This window comes from Actinosynnema sp. NPDC050801 (genome assembly GCF_040673975.1).
GTDB lineage: Bacteria > Actinomycetota > Actinomycetes > Mycobacteriales > Pseudonocardiaceae > Actinosynnema.
In genome coordinates, this window is sequence record NZ_JBFAQZ010000009.1 from 208,603 (window position 1) to 226,607 (window position 18,005).

Below are 18,005 nucleotides of genomic sequence, written 5' to 3' on the forward strand. Positions count from 1 at the left end.
GGTGGAGGGGGACCGGCCGGCGCGTGACCGGTCCCCCGCCGCGGTCAGCCGAAGACCTTGACCTCCAGCAGACCGACCGAGTCGGCGCCGCTCTGGAGCACCACCCGCAGCCGGGTCGTGCTCACCGCCGTGAACGTCACGTCCTGGTACCGGTCGGCCGCCACCGGGTACCCGCTCGCACCCGGCACGTCGGCGTAGGCCGATCCGTTCCAGTACTGCACCTTCCACGACGCGGGCAGGTCGATGCCCTGGCCGTCGTCGAAGAAGTACACCTGCGCGGACTTCACCGACCTGGCCGAGTCCCAGGTCAGCTCCGCCCACTGCTCACCGGTGTTCGGCCACGTGCCCCACCGCGGGTTCACCGCGTCGTCGGACGACGGCGGGTCCACGCCGTCGTTGATCGCGGCCACCGACTCCCACGCCGAGGTGTAGGACGCGGACGGGGTCGCCGCCGGCGCCAGGTTCACGGGCAGCGGGTCCGGATCGCCGCCGCCCCGGTTGTGCACCTTCACCTCGGTCAACCCGGTCTTGAACCCGGACGCGTGCGTGACCTGCACCCGGATCCGCTGCGTGGACACCGGGGTGAACCGGACCCGGTTGTAGTTGGCCTTCGGTGTCGTCGGCGTCCTGGTCTGCGCCGCCGCGTCCACCCAGGCGGAGCCGTTCCAGTACTGGACCGCGTACGACGACGGCGCGCGGTAGCGGTTGCCCGCCCGGTCGTCGCGGAAGTACAGCCGCGCCTCGTCCACGGTGCGCTGCTGCCGGAAGTCGATCTCGTACCAGTCCGAGGAGTTGGGCGATCCCGAGGTGCCCCACAGCGGCTCGTTGATCGGGAACCCGTCGACCGCGGCGCCGGTGGACGTGCCGGACGCCGTGTACGACGCCGTGACGGCCGCGCCCTGCGCCAGGTTCGGCGTGGTCGAGGTCAGGTCGACGCCCGCCTTGGCGAACATGTCCACCATCCGCGCGCCGCCGTGCGCCACGTCCTGCGGCGCCTGCAACCCGCTGATGGCCACGCTGTAGTTCACCGTGCCCGCACCGGACGGGAAGGTGACCTGACCGCTCGCCGGGTCGTAGAGCACCCGGGTGAGCCGGTCGACGGTGAACGCGCGGGTGCCGTTCAGGTAGACCGAGTACCCCTGCGGCACGCTGTTGTAGCGGGTGACGCCGTCGGCCGGGTCGTCCCACACCACGCTCAGGTCCATGTTGCGGTAGCGCAGGTTGTTGACCGCGAAGTGCGACCAGCCGATGTTGATCGGCGAGAGCTCGATCCGGCTGTCCGTGCGCGGGCGCAGCCCGGCCACGTCCTCGACCACGGTCCAGTTGCTGCTGCCGAGGATGTTGTGGTGGATCCACGAGCGGTAGTCGATGGTCTTGGCTCCCGCGTTCCAGTTCGCCCAGAACTCGTTGGCGTCCGGCCACTGGGTGTTGCCGCCGACGTACTGCGCCCAGGTGTTCCAGTAGAGCAGCTTCTTGTAGTCCTCCGCGGTCATCCACTGGTTCGGGTAGTTGCGCAGCACCGACGAGTACAGCCGGAACTGCACGGTGGAGTTGATGGTGGAGAAGTTGTTGGAACCGGGGTGGCCCGCCTGCGCCGCCTCCGCCTTGTCCCGCTGGTTGGCCGTGTAGAACGGGAACACCGGGTACTCGGCCGGGTCGGCGAACAGCCGCAGCGCCTGCTTGTACTGGTCGGTGCTCGGCATCAGGCCGACCGAGAACGGGTAGTAGTTGTTGATCTCCTTCCACGGCACGTGCGCGTTCGTGGCCACGTGCTTGTGCTCCAGCAACTGCCGGGACGGGTTCCACAGCGTGTTCACCACGCCGTTGCGGATCCGGTCGGCCAGCGCCTGCATCTCGGTCGCCTTCGCCGTGTTCCCGGTCAGCGCGTACGCCTGCTGCGCCGCCATCGCGCCGCTCCACACGTACGCCGTCTCGGCCCGGTCGAGGTTGCCCGCCCGCCAGTCGAACGACACCGCGTCGGCGTCGTTGCCGGTCATCGCGCCCCAGTCGTACTCGATGACACCGTTGTTGTTGGTGTCGAACGTGGCCAACTGGCCCTTCACGTCACCCTCGGCGTACTTGGCCAGGTTCCCGGCCACGGCGGGTTGGCCGCCGTGGACCTGGTAGCTGCGCCACGCCGCCTCGGAGATGTACTGGGTGTAGGAGTTCGACCAGTTCTCCGGGTCGCCGGGGTTGTCCATGAACCGGCCGCCCTTGGACGACTGGCCCACCGACAGCCACGGCCCGTACGAGTAGAGCGGGTCGCGCAGGTACTTCAGGTCGTCGATGTGCATCGGCTGGGTCAGCGCGATCGCGTTGTTGTAGCCGGTGACGCCCTCGATCGAGACCGGGAACTGGAAGTCCTGGCCGGGGATGTCCACGTCGAGGTGGTTGAAGCGCATCAGCCACCAGCGGTAGTACACGTTCTTCTTGATCGCCGGGTCGGGCACGTCGATGTAGGGGATGTTGTCGGCCCACCAGCGGTTGTAGGCGCGCACGTGGATGGCGAACGCGACCGGCGGCGTGTGGCCGCGGTAGGCGTTGTACTCGGTCAGCGACTCGGGGATCTCGTCGGTGACGAACCCCATGACGACCTTGGTGGTGGTCGACTGGCCCGCGCCCAGCGTGATCGACCGGGTGAGCGCGCCGCTCGCGGCGGTGAACCCGTCGCCGGACAACCTGGGCCGGATCGTGGTGAGGTTGTTCTTCACCAGCCGTGAGCCGGTCAGCTCCGAGCCGCTGACCGTGGTCGCGTACGGCGAGGTGACGCGCAGCGGCAGGGTGGCCGAGGCCGAACCGGTGTTGGTGACGGTCAGGTTGGTCACGGCGACGTTGTCGTGCGTGATGAACTTCGCCACCTCCACCCGGACGCCGGTGCCGGTGTAGACGCCCTTCCAGTGGCTCGGCGCCTGCCACCGGCTCGCCACCTGCTCGGTCAGCGTCCCCGAGCCGACGGTGACGGCGTAGGCGTTCTGGCTGCTGATGTTGTCCCAGTACGCGGCGTTCCCGCCGAAGCCGATCACGGCGGGGTTGTGGGTGTACATGAACAGGCCGCGGCCGCGGGTCATCAGCCACGGTCCCGCCGGGTCGTTGCCGGGCCGCGCGAGCAGGCGGTCCACCCAGAAGTCGGTACCGCCGCTCTCGGCGTCGTAGATGGCGCGCATGGTGCTGCCGGTGCTGTAGCCGACCGGCGGCGCCGGGATCGACGGTCCGGTGAACGTCGGGTAGCCGATCGTCTGCGCGGCGGAGGCGCTGTGCACGGGCACGAGGAGCGCGCCGAGCACCACCGCGGCCGCGAGCCGTCGGGTCACGCCTGGAAGGCTTGCCATTCCAACACCCCCGTCGAGAAGTCGGGCTTCGAGGTGATCGACAACCGCAGCCGCGTGGTGTTCACGGCGGTGAACGTGGTCGTGTTGAGCGTGTTGCCCGCGACGCCGCACGCCGACTGGCCGGGCACGTCGACGTAGGCGCTGCCGTTCCAGTACTGCACCCCGCACGACGCGGGCAGGTCGATGCCCTGGTCGTCGTCGAACCAGTACGTGGCCACCTTGTTGATCGACTTGGCGGTCGGCCACTGGTACTCGACCCACTGCGTGCCGCGCTCGGGCCAGTTGCCGTAGGCGAGGTTGGAGCGGTCCGCGGAGTTCGCGGGCGTGCCGCCGTTGTTGAGCGCGGCCAGCGTTTCCCACGCCGAGACGTGCGAGGTGGACGCGGTCGCCGATGGCGCCAGGTTCGTGCCCGTACCGGGGTTGGTGCCGGGGTTGGGCGGCGGCCCGGTGGTGGTCTGGGTGACCTTGCGCATCGTGCCGTCGGCGTTGAAGTGCAGCAGGTCCACCGCGACGGACCGGCGGAAGTTGCCGCCGCCGGGCGCGTTCGCGTTGTGGTAGACGATGTACCACTGCCCGTTGAACTGCACCACGCCCGCGTGGTTGGTGGTCGAGGAGACCTGGTCGAGCACGACGCCGCGGTGCGTCCACGGCCCCAGCGGGCTGGTGGCGGTGGCGTAGCGCTGGCAGGCGTAGTTGGAGTTGGTGACGCACCCGTTGGTGTCGTTGGCCGCGTACATCATGTAGTACAGGCCGTCGCGCTTGAACATCCAGGGCGCTTCCCAGAAGTTCGCCAGGCCCTGCGGCGTGGTCACCGCACCGTCCAGCTCGATCATGTTCGGCTTGAGCTTGGCCGCCCGCGCGCCCCAGTAGCCGCCCCAGTAGAGGTAGGACTGGCCGTCGTCGTCGGTGAACACGGTCGGGTCGATGTTCAGCCCGGAGGAGTTGGGCGTGCCGTCGCTGACCAGCGGCCCGCCCTTGGCGTCGCGGAACGGGCCGAGCGGGCTGTCGCCGACCGCGACGCCGATGTCCATCCAGCCCGCGCCGTTGCCGTTGACCGAGGTGTACCAGTAGTACTTGCCGTTCTTGGCCTCGACCTCGCTCGCCCACGCGTCGGCGCCCGCCCACGGGAACGTGCCGATGTTCGCCCGCGCGCCGTGGTCGGTCCACGTGGCGGCGTCCGTGGAGGACAGCACCCGCCACTCGCGCATGACGAAGTTGTTCGTGCCCGAGGGCGCTTCGTCCCGGCCCGCGTAGACGTACAGGGTGTTGCCGACGACCAGGGGCGCCGGATCGGCGGTGTAGTAGTTCGTGACGATCGGGTTGGCCGCGAACGCGGCCGGTGCGACGGCGGCGGAGGCGACGAGCGCGAGTGCCGCGCCCAGCTTCACCGCCCGGTGTCGGATGCGCATGGGTGTGTCCTCACGGTGGGGGATGTGGGCTAGCGGCCGGTCGCGTGCAGGTCGGCCACCTCGGCGGCGGTGAGGGCGCGGCCGTGGACGCGGAAGGAGTCCACGGCACCGTCCAGGTAGGGGTCGCCCGCGTACTGGGAGCGCCCGATCCAGTTCTGCGTGGTGCTGCCGAGCGCGGACGGCCGCACGGTCAGCGCCGTGTTCCGGGCCACCTCGGCGCCGTTGACGTAGAGCACGCCGAGGTTGCCGGTCTGCGTCACGGCGACGTGCGTCCACACGCCCGCGGGCAGCGGTGACGGCGCGTCGATGCGCTGCTCGGCGCCCGCACCGCCGGTGGTGATGGCGAACCTGGCGCCGCCCGCCGAACCGCGCGGGGTGAGGAACAGGCACGTGCTGGGACCGGCGCCGAAGTCGAACACGCGCGCCCACGTGGCCACCGTGCCCAGCCACACCCACGTGGCCACGCTGAACGCCGTCGCACCCGCCAGCAGGCCGGCGGGCAGCAGCACGTGCTCGCCGGCGCCGCCGAGGTCGACCGCCGAGCCGGTGCGGCCCGTGGTCCACCGCGCGCCACCGGCGAGGGTGGCGGTCCGGCCGTTCCCGGTGGCGTCCGCCGCCACCGAGCCCGCCGCCTCGTCGAACGGGTAGTGCGCGATGAACGGCGGCGGCGCGGGCGTGTCGGTGACGTTCCAGTAGACCGTGTAGCGCTGGCCGTGGAGTTGGTAGAACGGCAGCAACGTCACCTGGCCGGTGCTCGCCGTCGCCGTGTACCGCAACGGGGTGGACGTCGCGCGCAGCGTGGCGGGCTGGAGCGTGGGCATCGACGTCAGGTTCGTCGTGCCGTACCCGCCCGCGAGCACGATCGGGCCGTGCCTGACCGCCTGCACGGCCGGGTTGTCCGGCGCGGGCTCCCGGGTCAACGCCATCGGCAGGCTGAGGTCCAGCACGTCACCGCTGCTCCACGTCCGGTCCAGGCGCGCGTACGTGCCCGGCACGGCCGGCACGTCCTGCACCACGCCGTTGAGCTTGAGCTGCGCGCCCGCCGCCCAGGACGGGATCCGCAGGCGCAGGTCGATCGGCCCGGACCCGGTGACGGTGAGCCGGGTGGCCGCCGACTCCGGGAACCCGGTGTCCTGCCGCACGCCGATCCCCCGGCCCGGCCAGGTGAGCACCGAGGCGATGAACAGGTTGACGTACAGGGTGTTGCCGGCGTGGAAGTAGATGCTGTCGCCGTGCTTGGTGTTGGTCTCCATCCCGGTGCCGTGGCAGCAGGTGAAGTCCTGGTAGTCGTTGCTGTAGGTGCGCTGGCCGCCGGGCCGCAACGGCACGTAGTAGCTGTGGTGGCCGTGCGCGGACGACGGGTTCTGCCCGCCCAGCAGGTGGTTGTAGAGGGCCTTCTCGTGGAAGTCGAAGTGGTGCGCCCTCGGGTCGGTGCGGAACAGCTGACGGGTCAGCTTGAGCATGTTGTAGGTGTTGCAGCACTCGCACGTGTGGTCCGACAGCTCCGACGCGATCCGGCCGGGCGCCTTGAAGTACTCGCCGTTGGAGTTGCCGCCGATGGCGTAGGTGTGCCCGCCGACCACGATGTTCCAGAAGTTGGTGGCGATGTCGCGGTACCGGGTCAGGCCGGTGGCGTGGTACTCGCGGATCGCGCCGAGCGCCTTCGGGATCTGGGTGTTCGCGTGGTAGCCGTTGAGCGCGTCGGTGTTGGCGGCCAACGGGTCGAAGATCTCCGCGTGGTCGAAGTGCTGCGCGGCGGTCAGGTGCGCCGGGTCGCCGGTGAGCTGGTACAGGTTGGCCAGCACCTCGTTCATGCCGCCGAACTCGGTCTTCAGCATGTTCTGCCGCTGGGCTTGGGTCAGTCTGCCGTTGCGCCACCCGACCCAGGCGGCCATCCGGGTGAGGACGGTGAGCGCCTGGGCGTTGCCCGCCAGCACGTGCATGTCCAGCAGGCCCGCCATGATCTTGTGCAGGGTGTAGTAAGGCGCCCAGACCTGCTGCCGCGCCTCCACCCGGTCGATGAAGCTCTCCGGGAACGCGGACAGGTAGCCGGTGTTGAACCCGGCCGCCTGCGCCCGGTCCTGGCAGGTGGCGAGCTGGGCGACGAGGTGGTCGCCCTTGGTGCGGAACGCGGTGTCGCCGGTGCTCGCGTACGCCTGCGCGAGCGCGGTCAGCACGTGGCCGGTGGAGTGGCCGCGCAGCTCGGTGGTCGGCGACTCCCACCCGCCGCACGGCGTCGCCGAGGACGGCAGGCCGACGTTGAGCCGGAACGTGTGCAGCAACCGGTCCGCGTCGAGGAACCGCAGGTAGGCGTGGGTGCGGGAGGTGTTGGACTGGAACGGTCCGGCGAGCAGCGTGACCGCGCCGAGGGGGAACGCGTGCGCCGACACGCCCGTGTCCGGTCTCGCGGCGGCTGCGGCGGGGGCGGCAGCGGCGGGCGTCGCGGGGAGGGCGGGCAGGGCGGTGGTCGAGGCGACCACCGCGCCCGCGCGCAGCACGGCGCGACGGGATGGGGTGGGCAGGGACATGGTCGTGACCTTCCGTGGCAGGGGGCCGGCGCCCCCGGGGCGGGGTCCGGGGGCGCCGGCGTTCGCTCAGCGGCCGTAGCGGCTCTTCAGGTGCCGCCACCAGTCGCGGAACATCCAGGCGTCGAACTCGGTGATGTTGCGGGCGCTGCCGGCCTTCATGATGAAGTTGGACACGCCGCTCGGCGTCCAGTCGTAGAAGTCGTCCAGGCCGAACGTGTGCCCGATCTCGTGCAGCAGGATCGTCACGTCGGTGCTGCCGAGGCTGTTGACGAAGTACTCGCTGCCCATCCGCTGGCCCCAGTCACCGCCAGCGCCGCCGCCCATCCCGGCGGTCAGCCACAGCGACTGGTCGTAGTGCCGGGGCACCCCACCGGGGCAGTTGCGGTACTGGCCGTCGCGGACGAAGAACCGGCCGCACTGCTCGGCGCACTGCGGTGCGTTCTCCCGGATGTTGTTGACGTAGATGTCGACCGAGTTGTCGTTCCACTGCAACGTGTTGCGGTCGCGCACCGCCCAGCCGACGACCTTGACCGGCACCTGCGCGTAGGGCCAGTTGTTGTGGCCCAGCATGAGGTCGGTCCACTTCCTGTACTGCTCGGCGAGCTTGGCGTGGATGCGGTCGCGCAGCGACGCGCTCACCGGGGCCGACGAGTCCCACCGCACGCAGAAGTTCAGGTACCCGCCGTTGACGAACACCTGGTCCCAGCCGTAGTTGCGGAACCCGTACAGGTTGCCGTACGTGCTCTCCTGGTGCGACCACACCTGGTTCAGCGGGGTCACCAGGTTCGACGGCGGGCTCCACGTCGCCGGGTTCGCGGCGGCCGTGACGTCACGCGCCTGCTCGGCCTGCGCGACGCCCGCACCGCTGACCGCCAATGCGAGCACCACGGCGCTGAGCACTGTTCTCATCCATGATCGTGACACGATCATCTTCCTTCCGATTGCCGGACGAAGCAGCATCGGACCGCGGGGTCACCCCTTGACGGCGCCTGAGGTGAACCCGCGGACGTAGCTGCGTTGCATGGCGGCGAAGAGCACGAGGCAGGGAACTGCCATGAACACCACCCCCGCTTCGAGCGCGGCGTAGTCGATCGACCCGTGGCTCGCGGTCCGCAGGTTGACCACGGCGAGGGTGGTGGTGAACTTGTCGGTCGAGTTGAGCAGGATCAGCGGCGCGAAGAACTCGCTCCACGAGGTCAGGAACGCGAACAGCCCCACGGTGACCAGACCGGGTCGCACGGCGGGGAGCATGATCCGCACGAGCGTGCCGACGCTGGTGCAGCCGTCGACCCGGGCCGACTCCTCCAGCTCCACCGGCACGGCCTCGAACGAGTTGCGCATCATGAACACCGAGAACGGCAGCTGGAACGTGATGAGCACCAGGCTCAGCCCGATCAGCGAGTCCTCCAGCCCCAACCAGCCCAGCAGCACGTACAGGGCGATGAGGATCGTCGCGTACGGGACCATGAGGATCGCCAGGGTGAGCAGGAACAGCACGTCGCGGCCCGGGAAGCGGAACCGGCCGAACGCGTAGCCGCCCAGCGTGGCGATGACCAGCGTGCCGCCCACCGTGAGCGCGCTGACGACCACGCTGTTGAGCACGTGCTTGAGCTGCACGCCGTTGGCGGAGCCGAACAGCCGGTCGTAGTTCTCCAGCCCGAACCCGGTGTCCGTGCGCACCGACGCGAAGGCGCTCCACACCAGCGGGAACAGGAACAGGATCGCCAGCGCCGTGCCGGTGACGTAGTAGCCCCAGCGCGTGCCCCGGGGGTTCACGACGACCTCCGGCGCAGCACGCGGAACTGGATGGCGTTGAACACCACGAGCACCGCCAGCAGCACCACCGAGATGCCCGCGGCCGAGCCGAGGTCGAGCCGGACGAACGCCTCCCGGTAGATCACCATCACCAGCGAGGTGGTGCTGTTGTCCGGTCCGCCGCGGGTGAGGATCCAGAACTGGTCGAACGCCAGCAGCGAGCCGGTCGTCATCAGCGTGAGCACCAGCGCGATCGTCGGCCGCAGCAGCGGCACGGTGATGCGCCGGAACGTCTGCCACCGGTTCGCGCCGTCCACCCGCGCGGCCTCGTAGACGTCCGGCGGGATGGCCTGCAACCCGGTCAGCAGGATCAGCATGGCGAACCCGGCGAACCGCCACAGCACCAGCAGCACCGCGGACGCGAGCGCGGAACCGGGGCTGCCGCTGGTCCAGGACACGTACCCGTCGACCAGCCCGAGCCACGACAGCAGGTCGGTCACCGGCCCGATCTCGTCGCTGAGCAGGCCGAGGAACAGCAGCGAGGCGCTGGCGAAGCCGACGGCCATCGGTAGGAAGAACGCGGTGCGGAAGAAGCCGACACCGGGCCGCCGGTGCTGCACCAGCAGCGCCAGCCCGAGCGCGACCACGAACAGCAGCACCGTGATGATCGCCGTGTACTTGACCGTGAACCAGGCCGCCGAGCGCAGCAGCTCGTCCTCGGCGATGCCGCCGTAGTTGGCCGGCGCGTTGAACTTCGCCTTGCCCAGCAACGGCCAGCGGTGCAGGGACATCCAGGCCACCAGCGCCAACGGCACCAGGAAGAACAGCCCCACCATCACGGCCGTGGGCGCGGCGTAGGCGGCGCCGACGAGCGCGCGCAGCCGACGGCTCCTCCTCGCCGGCCGGCGCTCCCGGCGCGGTCGGGGAGTTCGCGTGCCCGGTGTCGACGCGGTGCCGGTGTCCGAGGTGGTGCCGGGGTCTGACGTGGTGCCGGGGTCTGACGTGGTGCCGGTGTTCGGCGTGGTGCCGGGGTTGGGCGTCGTCGTCGTGGACATCCGGGCCTCCGGTGGCCGCTCAGCCCTGCTGGAGCGACTTGGTGATGGCGGTGTTGCCGTCGGCCAACGCCTTGCCCGCGTCACCGAACAGCGCGCCGCGCACGGTTTGCAGCCACGGGCTCTGCGGGTCGTTGAACGAGACGTTGAAGTTGCGCGCGTAGGGCGTGCGGCCCTTGGCCACCAGGCCGTTGACCAGCACCGTGCGCGGGTCGGCCGCCGAGTACCTGTTGTCCGCCAGGTCCGTGCGGGTCGGCACGCCCTTGTTCTTGGCCACGACCTCGACCTGCGCCTCGTCGGACGTGGTCCAGGACAGGAAGTCCCACGCCTGCTCGGCCTGCCGCGTGGTGGCGCCGATGCCGAGCGCGTCACCGCCCACGAAGGTGGACTCACCGCCGGCCGGCCCGCTGATCGGGGCCACGCCCAGCTTCAGGCCCTTCTGCTCCAACGCGTCCAGCCAGACCGACGGCGCGGGCGCGATGCCCACGTTCCCGCTTTGCAACGCGCCCAGCCACGTCGGGCCGGCCTCGTCCTTCGACGCGGGCGCTGCCACGCCGTCCTCGTAGAGCGCGCGGTAGATCCCGAACACCTCCGCCATCTCCGGCGAGTCGACCCGCGCCTGCTCGCCGTCGGCGTCGAGCACGTCGCCGTCGGCCGCCCAGACCGACGGCCACAGGGTGAACTCGACGCAGCCGCCGCAGTTGCCGCCGAAGTACGTGCCGTGCACGTCGCCGCCGAGCCGGTCGACCGCGCGGGCGTGGTCGGCGAACTCGCGCAGGGTGCGCGGCGGCCGTTCCGGGTCCAGGCCCGCCTTCGCGTAGAGGTCCTTGTTGTACAGCAGCACGGACAGGTCGATCGTGTGCGGCAACGCGTAGTTCGCGCCCTCCCAGGTGCCCGCCTTCACGTGCGACGGCGCGAGCCGGTCCCGCACCGGCAACCCGGCCAGCCGCTCGGTGACGTCGGCCCACAGGCCTTGCGAGGCGTACTGCGGCGCGAACACCACGTCGGCGGCGAACAGGTCGGGCAACGACTTCGCACCCGCCGCCGACGCGAGCTTGGCCGGGTACTCCTCGTTCGGGTACGCGGTCACCTCCACCTTGTTGCGGTGGGTGGCGTTGTAGGCGTCGGCGTAGGCCTTGGACACCGATTCGGTCGCGGCCCGCGTCCACAGCGTGAGCACCGCGCCGTCGTCCGCGCCCGCCGGGCTTTCGGCTTCCTGGGCGCCGCAAGCGGCCAGCACCAGCACACACGCCGCCACGGCGGAGGCAACACGAAGCCCTCTGGTTTTCACCGGTCTCTCCTTTGAGCACGGTCCGGGTGGGTCATCAGGTGGTGGTCGGTCAGGTCCTGGGCAGCCAGACCCGCATGGTGGACGGGCCACCGCGCGCCCAGCGGTGGTACGGGACGAGGTTCAGCGGGGTGGTCGCCCGGGTGTCGCCGTCGGTCGGCCCCGGCGGGCCGTAGGGCCAGTCGTCAGGGCCCGGCGCGTCGAACCGGGCGCGGACCTCGACGCCAGCTTCCGTGTCGACCGGCGGCACGGTGTCGTCCACGCGCAGCGCGTCGAGGTCCGCTCCACCCTCCGACTCGGCGCAGTACACCAACGGGCCCCGTTCCACGGCCACGCACCCGCGCGTCGCGTCGATCCTCGGGTCGGGCGCGGTGAAGCGCGGCCGCGTGGGCAGTTCCAGCCGGATCTCCTCGCCGACGGCGAACGACCGGTACACCACGATGTCGCCCACCGGCACCTGACGACGGCCGTGGGTGGTGACCAGCGCCGCGCCCACCGCCCACCGCGGCACGCGCAGGGTGATCGACCAGGGTTGGTGGTCGGTCTTGGTCACCCGCACGGTCACCGAGCCGTCGTCGGGCAGCCCGGTGCGCACCTGCAACCCCACCTCGCGGCCGTCGGTCAGGCGGGTGGACACCTCGGAGTCGACGTACTGGTGCAGGCGCAGCCCGGTGTCGTCGGCCGTGACCAGGTAGCACGAGAGGCCCGCCAGCAGGCGTGCCGCGTTCGGCAGGCAGCACGACACCTCGAACCACGGCGCCCTGGGCCCGCCGCCGAACCCCAGCTGCTCCTCGTCCGCCGGCAGCGCGGTGGTCGGTGTGCGCTGGTGCAGGGTGTGCGCGTAGAAGAACGAACGGCCGTCGTCACCGATCGCGGTGGCCACGACGTTGTAGAGGATGCGCTCGATCACCTCGTCGTAGCGCCCGTCACCGGTGGCCAGCAGCAGCCGCCAGGCCAGCATGATCGCGGCGACCCCGGCGCACGTCTCGGAGTACGCCCGGTCGGCGGGCAGCACGAAGTCGTCGCCGAACGACTCGTCGGCGTGCCGCGACCCCATGCCACCGGTGAGGTAGGTGCGCCGCGCCAACGCGCGGTCGAACTGCGCCGCGACGGTCTGGAGCAGCTCGTCGTCACCGGTCTCGACCGCGACGTCCACCGCGCCGGCGGCCAGGTACAGCGCGCGCACCGCGTGGCCGTGCAGCACGGTGGCCTGCCGCACCGGTTGGTCGTCGCTGAAGTACGACCAGCCGAAGTGGTGGCGCGGCAGCGTGCGGCGACCACGCCGTTCGACGAACAGCGCGGCCTGGTCCAGGTAGCGCTGCTCGCCGGTCGCGCGGGCCAGCTCCACCAGGGCCGGCTCGATCTCCGGGTGGCCGCAGACGGCGGGCGTGCCGTCGGGTCCGAACGCGTCGCAGACGTGGTCGGCGGCACGGCGGGCCACCGCCAGCAACGGGTCCGCCTCACCGCCGCCGGTGCGGGCGCGGGCGACGGCCGCCTGGAGCAGGTGCCCGGTGCAGTAGAGCTCGTGGCCCCACAGCATGTCGCCGTACCGGGCGGGTTGGCCCGGGCGGCCGAAGGCGGTGTGCAGGTAGCCGTCCGGCGCCTGGGCGGCCGCGATCGCGGTCGTCAGCTCCGCGACCTGGGCGTCGAGGGCGGCCGGCGCGGTGCGGCCGATCTCCCAGGACATGGCCTCCAGCAGCTTGTAGACCTCGGAGTCGGTGAACTCCCGGCCGCGCCGGTTCGCCGAGGCGGCGTCCGGCGCGGTGAAGCTGCCGGTCCAGCCCAGGCGGTCCATCCACTCGCGAGCGTGCGGGATGGTCGCGGTGGCGTTGACGTCCTGGCGTCGGCGCCAGAAACCGCCGGTGACCCGGACCTCGTCCTGGCCCAGCGGGCGCAACTTCCCCCGGGACGGGACGACGGGACGTCCTCCGACGGCAGTGGTGCCCGGCGACGTCACTGTCATCCCAACCTCCCGCGGTCCACCTGCCTCGTCCCGACTCTGACAGCCGAAAACCTTTTCGGCAATCGTCCTTGTGGCCGCCCGACAACGTCCTCCACCATGGCGGTTCACGGTCGTGAAGAGCACCTACACTTGGTTCGGCGTTCGACAAACTTTTCGAAAGGCTTTCGATGGGCAGACGGCGGTCCGACGCGGTGACCCTCAGCGACGTGGCGCGGCTGGCGGGCGTCTCGATCTCCACCGCGTCCAAGGCCATCAACGCCCGCAACGAGGTCGCGCCCGCCACGCGTGAACGCGTGCTGCGTGCCGCGGCCGAGTTGTCGTTCCAGCCCAACGCCTTGGCCAGGGGGCTGATCTCGGGGCGGACGCGCACCATCGGGCTGCTCACCGACGAGCTCGGCGGCCGGTTCGCCATCCCGATCCTGCTGGGGGTGGAGAACGCGTTGGCGAACGAGCAGATGTCGGTGCTGCTGTGCGACGCGCGCGGTGACGCGATCCGGCGCAGGCACTACATCAGCACGCTGCTGGCCAGGCAGGTCGACGGGTTCATCATCCTGGGCGACGACAACGACATCCGGCCCTCGCTCACCCGTGACATCCCGGTGCCGGTCGTCTACGTGTACTGCGAGTCGAGCGACCCGGACGACCTGTCGGTGATCGCCGACGACGAGGGCGGCGCGCGACTGGCCGTCGAACACCTGGTGTCGTTGCAGCGCAAGCGCATCGGCCACATCACCGGCCCGCAGGCCTACCGCGCCGCGCGCGACCGCGTCACCGCGCTGCACCGCGTGCTGGCCGAGCACGGGCTGGGCCTGGCGGGCGGCGCACCGCTGTACGGGGAGTGGTCGCAGCGCTGGGGCAGGCACGCGGCGCGGGTGCTGCTGGCCACCGATCCCGAGGTGGACGCGGTGTTCTGCGGCAACGACCAGATCGCGACCGGCGTCGCGGACACCCTGTCCCGCCTGGGCAGGCGGATACCGGAGGACGTGGCGATCGTCGGCTACGACAACTGGGAGGAGTTCGCCGCCGACTGCCGACCGCCGTTGACCACAGTGGACCTCGACCTGGAGCGGTTGGGCACGACGGCGGCGCGGTACCTGTTCGACGCCCTGGACGGCCGCCGCCCGTCCGGCGTGATCCGCCAACCGTGCCGCCTGGTCGTCCGCGAGTCGACCTCGGCCCTGGGCTCCGCGTGACCTGAACGTCGAACTCGGGGTACCTGAACGTCGAACTCGAGGTACCTGAACGTACGACTCGCGCGCCCCGAACGTAGGACTCACGCGCGTGTCCTACGTTCAGAACGCGCGTGTCCTACGTTCAGAACGCGCGTGTCCTACGTTCGGAACGCGTGAGTCCTACGTTCGGGATGGTCGAGTTCACCGTTCAGGAGACGGTGGCGGGGAGCTTGTCCGGAGTGGACTCGGCCGGGCGGGGCGGTTGGTCCTGTGTGGTCGCGGTGCTGCGGAAGCCGCGCAGCCGCAGGCTGTTCGACACCACGAACACCGAGGAGAACGCCATCGCCGCACCCGCGATCATCGGGTTGAGCAGTCCGGCCGCCGCCAGCGGCAGGGCGGCGACGTTGTAGGCGAACGCCCAGAACAGGTTGCCCTTGATGGTGGCCAACGTGCGCCGCGACAACCTGATCGCGTCCGCCGCCGCACGCAGGTCACCGCGCACCAGGGTCAGGTCGCTCGCCTCGATCGCCGCGTCCGTGCCGGTGCCCATGGCCAGCCCCAGGTCGGCCTTGGCGAGCGCCGCGGCGTCGTTCACGCCGTCACCGACCATCGCCACGACCTTGCCCTCGCCCTGGAGCCGCGCGACGACGTCGACCTTGTCCTTCGGCAGCACCTCGGCGACGACCTGGTCGATGCCGACCTCGGCCGCCACCGCACGGGCCGCCGCCTCGTTGTCACCGGTCAGCAGCACCGGGGTCAGGCCGAGGTCGCGCAGCTGCCGGACGGCCTCGACCGACGTCGGCTTCACGGTGTCCGCGACCACGAGCACCGCCCGCGCCTCGCCGTCCCACGCGAGCAGCACGGCCGTGCGGCCACGCTGCTCGGCCGCCTCCTTCGCCTCGGCCAGCCGCCCGCCCAGGTGGACGCCCCACTCGGCCAGCAACCGCTCGCGGCCCACGATCACCGCGTGCCCGTCGACCACGCCCTGCACGCCGAGTCCTTCGAGGTTCTGGAAATCCTCGACGTCGGGCAGCTCGCCGACCCGTTCCGCCGCACCGGCCGCGACGGCCTTCGCGATCGGGTGTTCGGACGCGTGCTCCAACGCACCGGCCAGCCGCAGCGCCTCGTCCTCCTCGACGCCCTCCGCCGGGTGCACGGACACCAGGCTCATCCGCCCGGTGGTGACGGTGCCGGTCTTGTCCAGCAGCACCGTGTCCACCCGACGGGTCGATTCGAGCACCTCCGGCCCCTTGATCAGGATGCCCAGCTGCGCGCCGCGCCCGGTGCCCACCAGCAACGCCGTCGGCGTGGCCAGGCCCAGGGCGCACGGGCACGCGATGATCAGCACCGCGACCGCCGCCGTGAACGCCGCCGACGCACCGCCGCCCGCGCCGAGCCAGAACGCCAGCGTGCCCACCGCCAGGGCGATCACGATCGGCACGAACACCGCCGAGATCCGGTCCGCCAACCGCTGGGCCTGCGCCTTGCCGTTCTGCGCGTCCTCGACCAGCTTCGCCATCTGCGCCAGCTGCGTGTCCGACCCGACCCGGGTGGCGCGCACGACCAGCCGGCCGCCCGCGTTGACCGTCGCACCGACCACCGCGTCACCGGGGCCGACCTCCACCGGCACGGACTCGCCGGTCAGCATGCTCGCGTCGACCGCCGAACTGCCCTCGGCCACCACGCCGTCGGCGGCGATCTTCTCGCCCGGCCGGACCACGAACCGGTCGCCGACGGCGAGTTCGCCGATCGGGACCCGGACCTCACGGCCGTCCCGCAGCACACCGACGTCCTTCGCGCCCAGCTCCAGCAACGCCCGCAACGCCGCACCCGCACGCCGCTTGGACCGCGCCTCGAAGTACCGACCGGCCAGGATGAACACCGTCACACCGGCGGCCACCTCCAGGTAGATCGCGCCCGCGCCGTCCGTGCGCTGCACGGTCAGCTCGAACGGGTGCGTCATGCCGGGCGTGCCCGCCGTGCCGAACAGCAGCGCGTACAACGACCAGGCGAACGCCGCGATCGTGCCCATCGAGATCAACGTGTCCATGGTGGCCGCGCCGTGGCGCAGGTTCGCCCACGCCGCCCGGTGGAACGGCCACGCGCCCCACACCAGCACCGGCGCGGCCAACGTCAACGAGATCCACTGCCAGTAGGTGAACTGCAGCGCCGGCACCATCGCCAGCAGGATCACCGGCACCGCCAGCACCGCCGACACGACCAACCGCTGCCGCAACGCCCCGGTGGGGTCCTCCTCGACCGGAGCCTGCGCCCGTTCGGTCTCCACGACCGGCAGCGCGGCCTGGTAGCCGGCGGCCTCGACCTGCTCGACCAACGTCCGCGGGTCGAGGTCGTCGGGGAACGTGACGCGCGCCTTCTCGGTCGCGTAGTTGACCGTCGCCGTGACACCGTCGAGCTTGTTCAGCTTGCGCTCGATCCGCGCCGCGCACGACGCGCAGGTCATGCCGGTGATCGCCAGTTCGATCCGCGCCTCAGCCATGACCGTGCCCTTCCTCTTCCTCGTGGCCGCCCTCGGCCGGGGTGGACGGCGTGCCCGCGGTGTCGACGGTGAACTCGGCCGTGCGCACGACCCCGTCGTGGCGGAAGTCCAGGAACAGCCGGTAGCCGCCCGCCGACGGCACCTCGGCGACGAACGCGATCTCCGGGCCGGCGGGCGTCCTGCCGTCGCCGGGCACGCCCTCCGGGTGCACGTGGAGGTAGGCCAGGTCGCCCTGGCGCAACGCCACCAGGTGACCGTACGCCGCCAGGTAGGGCTCCAGGTCGGTGACCGGCGCGCCGTCCTTGCTGACGGTCAGCCGCACCGGCGAGGCCTTGCCCGGCACCAGGTCGCCGTCCAGTCGCACCTGGTAGCCGTCGACCTCGGCCACCCGGGACGGCGCGTGGACGCGCGGTTCGTACTGACCGGCCGCGTCCACGTCGACACCGAGCGTGGTCGCCTCGCCACCGGTGGGCTTGAAGTCGGCGAACACCCGGTAGGAGCCCGCCTCGGGGACGTCCAGCGGCACGGTCCACGTGCCGTCCGGCGCCATCTCGGGGTGGACGTGCCGGAAGCCGGACGTGTCGCGCCGGACCGCGATGAGGTGCATCCGCTTGTCGTGCTCGACGTCGAAGGCGGTGACGGCCGCGCCGTCGGGGCCCAGGATGCGGAAGGAGAAGGAGTCGGTTCCCGTGGTCAGCGTCGTGTCGGTGGGCGCGAGGGTGTGACCGCCCCTGGACGACGCCAGCCCCGCAGGCTGGTCGGGTGCCTCCGCGACGGTGCCGCCGTGGTCGTCCCCGTGGCCGGTGCCCTCAGCACCGGACGTGCCGTCGTGACCGCCGGGGGCGGCTTCGACGGTGAAGGGACCGACAGCGCTACCGGCCGCCCAGGCGCCACCGGCGACCAGGGCGAGTGCCGCACCGTAGGCGGAGAGCTTCACTGCTGTGTTCATCGGTTCAGTCCTCGAGACTGGTGGAGCCCGTCTCGCGACGGGCTCCGGATCGGCCGTTGT

Annotated in this window: 11 protein-coding genes; 1 reads left to right on the forward strand and 10 read right to left on the reverse strand. The window is 71.2% G+C overall.

Features of this window, described 5'->3' with window-relative positions:
* Positions 1 to 44: 44 nt before the first annotated feature.
* The 8 genes from AB0K14_RS21885 to AB0K14_RS21920 all read right to left on the reverse strand — a co-directional run bounded on the left by AB0K14_RS21885 (position 45) and on the right by AB0K14_RS21920 (position 13,324).
* On the reverse strand, positions 45 to 3,311 hold the full coding sequence (locus tag AB0K14_RS21885; RefSeq protein WP_360455311.1) for a discoidin domain-containing protein: 3,267 nt from the start codon (positions 3,309 to 3,311) through the stop codon (positions 45 to 47).
* On the reverse strand, positions 3,308 to 4,738 hold the full coding sequence (locus AB0K14_RS21890) for a glycoside hydrolase family 43 protein (RefSeq protein WP_360455314.1): 1,431 nt from the start codon (positions 4,736 to 4,738) through the stop codon (positions 3,308 to 3,310). The genes AB0K14_RS21885 and AB0K14_RS21890 overlap by 4 nt, the downstream gene beginning before the upstream one ends.
* A gap of 29 nt (positions 4,739 to 4,767) precedes the next feature.
* Positions 4,768 to 7,266, reverse strand: a complete 2,499-nt coding sequence (locus tag AB0K14_RS21895; RefSeq protein ID WP_360455317.1) for a beta-L-arabinofuranosidase domain-containing protein — start codon at positions 7,264 to 7,266, stop codon at positions 4,768 to 4,770.
* 66 nt (positions 7,267 to 7,332) lie between these two features.
* Positions 7,333 to 8,175: a hypothetical protein gene (locus AB0K14_RS21900; protein WP_360455320.1), complete on the reverse strand. Its 843-nt coding sequence runs from the start codon at positions 8,173 to 8,175 to the stop codon at positions 7,333 to 7,335.
* Between the two features lie 63 nt (positions 8,176 to 8,238).
* Positions 8,239 to 9,042, reverse strand: a complete 804-nt coding sequence (locus AB0K14_RS21905; RefSeq protein WP_360455323.1) for a carbohydrate ABC transporter permease — start codon at positions 9,040 to 9,042, stop codon at positions 8,239 to 8,241.
* Positions 9,039 to 10,076, reverse strand: a complete 1,038-nt coding sequence (locus AB0K14_RS21910; protein WP_360455326.1) for a sugar ABC transporter permease — start codon at positions 10,074 to 10,076, stop codon at positions 9,039 to 9,041. The genes AB0K14_RS21905 and AB0K14_RS21910 overlap by 4 nt, the downstream gene beginning before the upstream one ends.
* 19 nt (positions 10,077 to 10,095) lie before the next feature.
* Positions 10,096 to 11,364 carry a sugar ABC transporter substrate-binding protein gene (locus AB0K14_RS21915; protein WP_360455329.1) on the reverse strand — a complete coding sequence of 423 codons (1,269 nt, stop codon included), beginning with the start codon at positions 11,362 to 11,364 and terminating at the stop codon, positions 10,096 to 10,098.
* 49 nt (positions 11,365 to 11,413) lie between these two features.
* The gene (locus AB0K14_RS21920; RefSeq protein ID WP_360455331.1) at positions 11,414 to 13,324 is read right to left on the reverse strand and encodes a beta-L-arabinofuranosidase domain-containing protein; all 1,911 of its coding nucleotides are present in this window, start codon (positions 13,322 to 13,324) and stop codon (positions 11,414 to 11,416) included.
* Positions 13,325 to 13,491: 167 nt separating this feature from the next.
* Between AB0K14_RS21920 and AB0K14_RS21925 the strand changes: the two genes are divergently transcribed.
* A complete protein-coding gene (locus AB0K14_RS21925; RefSeq protein WP_360455334.1) occupies positions 13,492 to 14,517 on the forward strand; it encodes a LacI family DNA-binding transcriptional regulator in 1,026 nt (341 codons plus the stop codon).
* Positions 14,518 to 14,704: 187 nt separating this feature from the next.
* Here the strand turns inward: AB0K14_RS21925 and AB0K14_RS21930 are convergent, their stop codons facing one another.
* Complete coding sequence (locus tag AB0K14_RS21930; RefSeq protein WP_360455337.1) at positions 14,705 to 16,996, reverse strand: heavy metal translocating P-type ATPase; 2,292 nt, start codon at positions 16,994 to 16,996, stop codon at positions 14,705 to 14,707.
* Positions 16,989 to 17,945, reverse strand: a complete 957-nt coding sequence (locus tag AB0K14_RS21935) for a hypothetical protein (protein WP_360455340.1) — start codon at positions 17,943 to 17,945, stop codon at positions 16,989 to 16,991. The genes AB0K14_RS21930 and AB0K14_RS21935 overlap by 8 nt, the downstream gene beginning before the upstream one ends.
* Positions 17,946 to 18,005: the final 60 nt, after the last annotated feature.

Excerpts from the sequence above, each read along its gene's own strand:
- AB0K14_RS21890 (WP_360455314.1), bottom strand. The coding sequence starts at position 4,738 with ATGCGCATCCGACACCGGGCGGTGAAGCTGGGCGCGGCACTCGCGCTC.
- AB0K14_RS21895 (WP_360455317.1), bottom strand. The coding sequence starts at position 7,266 with ATGTCCCTGCCCACCCCATCCCGTCGCGCCGTGCTGCGCGCGGGCGCG.
- AB0K14_RS21930 (WP_360455337.1), bottom strand. The coding sequence starts at position 16,996 with ATGGCTGAGGCGCGGATCGAACTGGCGATCACCGGCATGACCTGCGCG.
- AB0K14_RS21910 (WP_360455326.1), bottom strand. The coding sequence starts at position 10,076 with ATGTCCACGACGACGACGCCCAACCCCGGCACCACGCCGAACACCGGC.
- AB0K14_RS21935 (WP_360455340.1), bottom strand. The coding sequence starts at position 17,945 with ATGAACACAGCAGTGAAGCTCTCCGCCTACGGTGCGGCACTCGCCCTG.
- AB0K14_RS21900 (WP_360455320.1), bottom strand. The coding sequence starts at position 8,175 with ATGAGAACAGTGCTCAGCGCCGTGGTGCTCGCATTGGCGGTCAGCGGT.
- AB0K14_RS21925 (WP_360455334.1), top strand. The coding sequence starts at position 13,492 with ATGGGCAGACGGCGGTCCGACGCGGTGACCCTCAGCGACGTGGCGCGG.
- AB0K14_RS21920 (WP_360455331.1), bottom strand. The coding sequence starts at position 13,324 with ATGACAGTGACGTCGCCGGGCACCACTGCCGTCGGAGGACGTCCCGTC.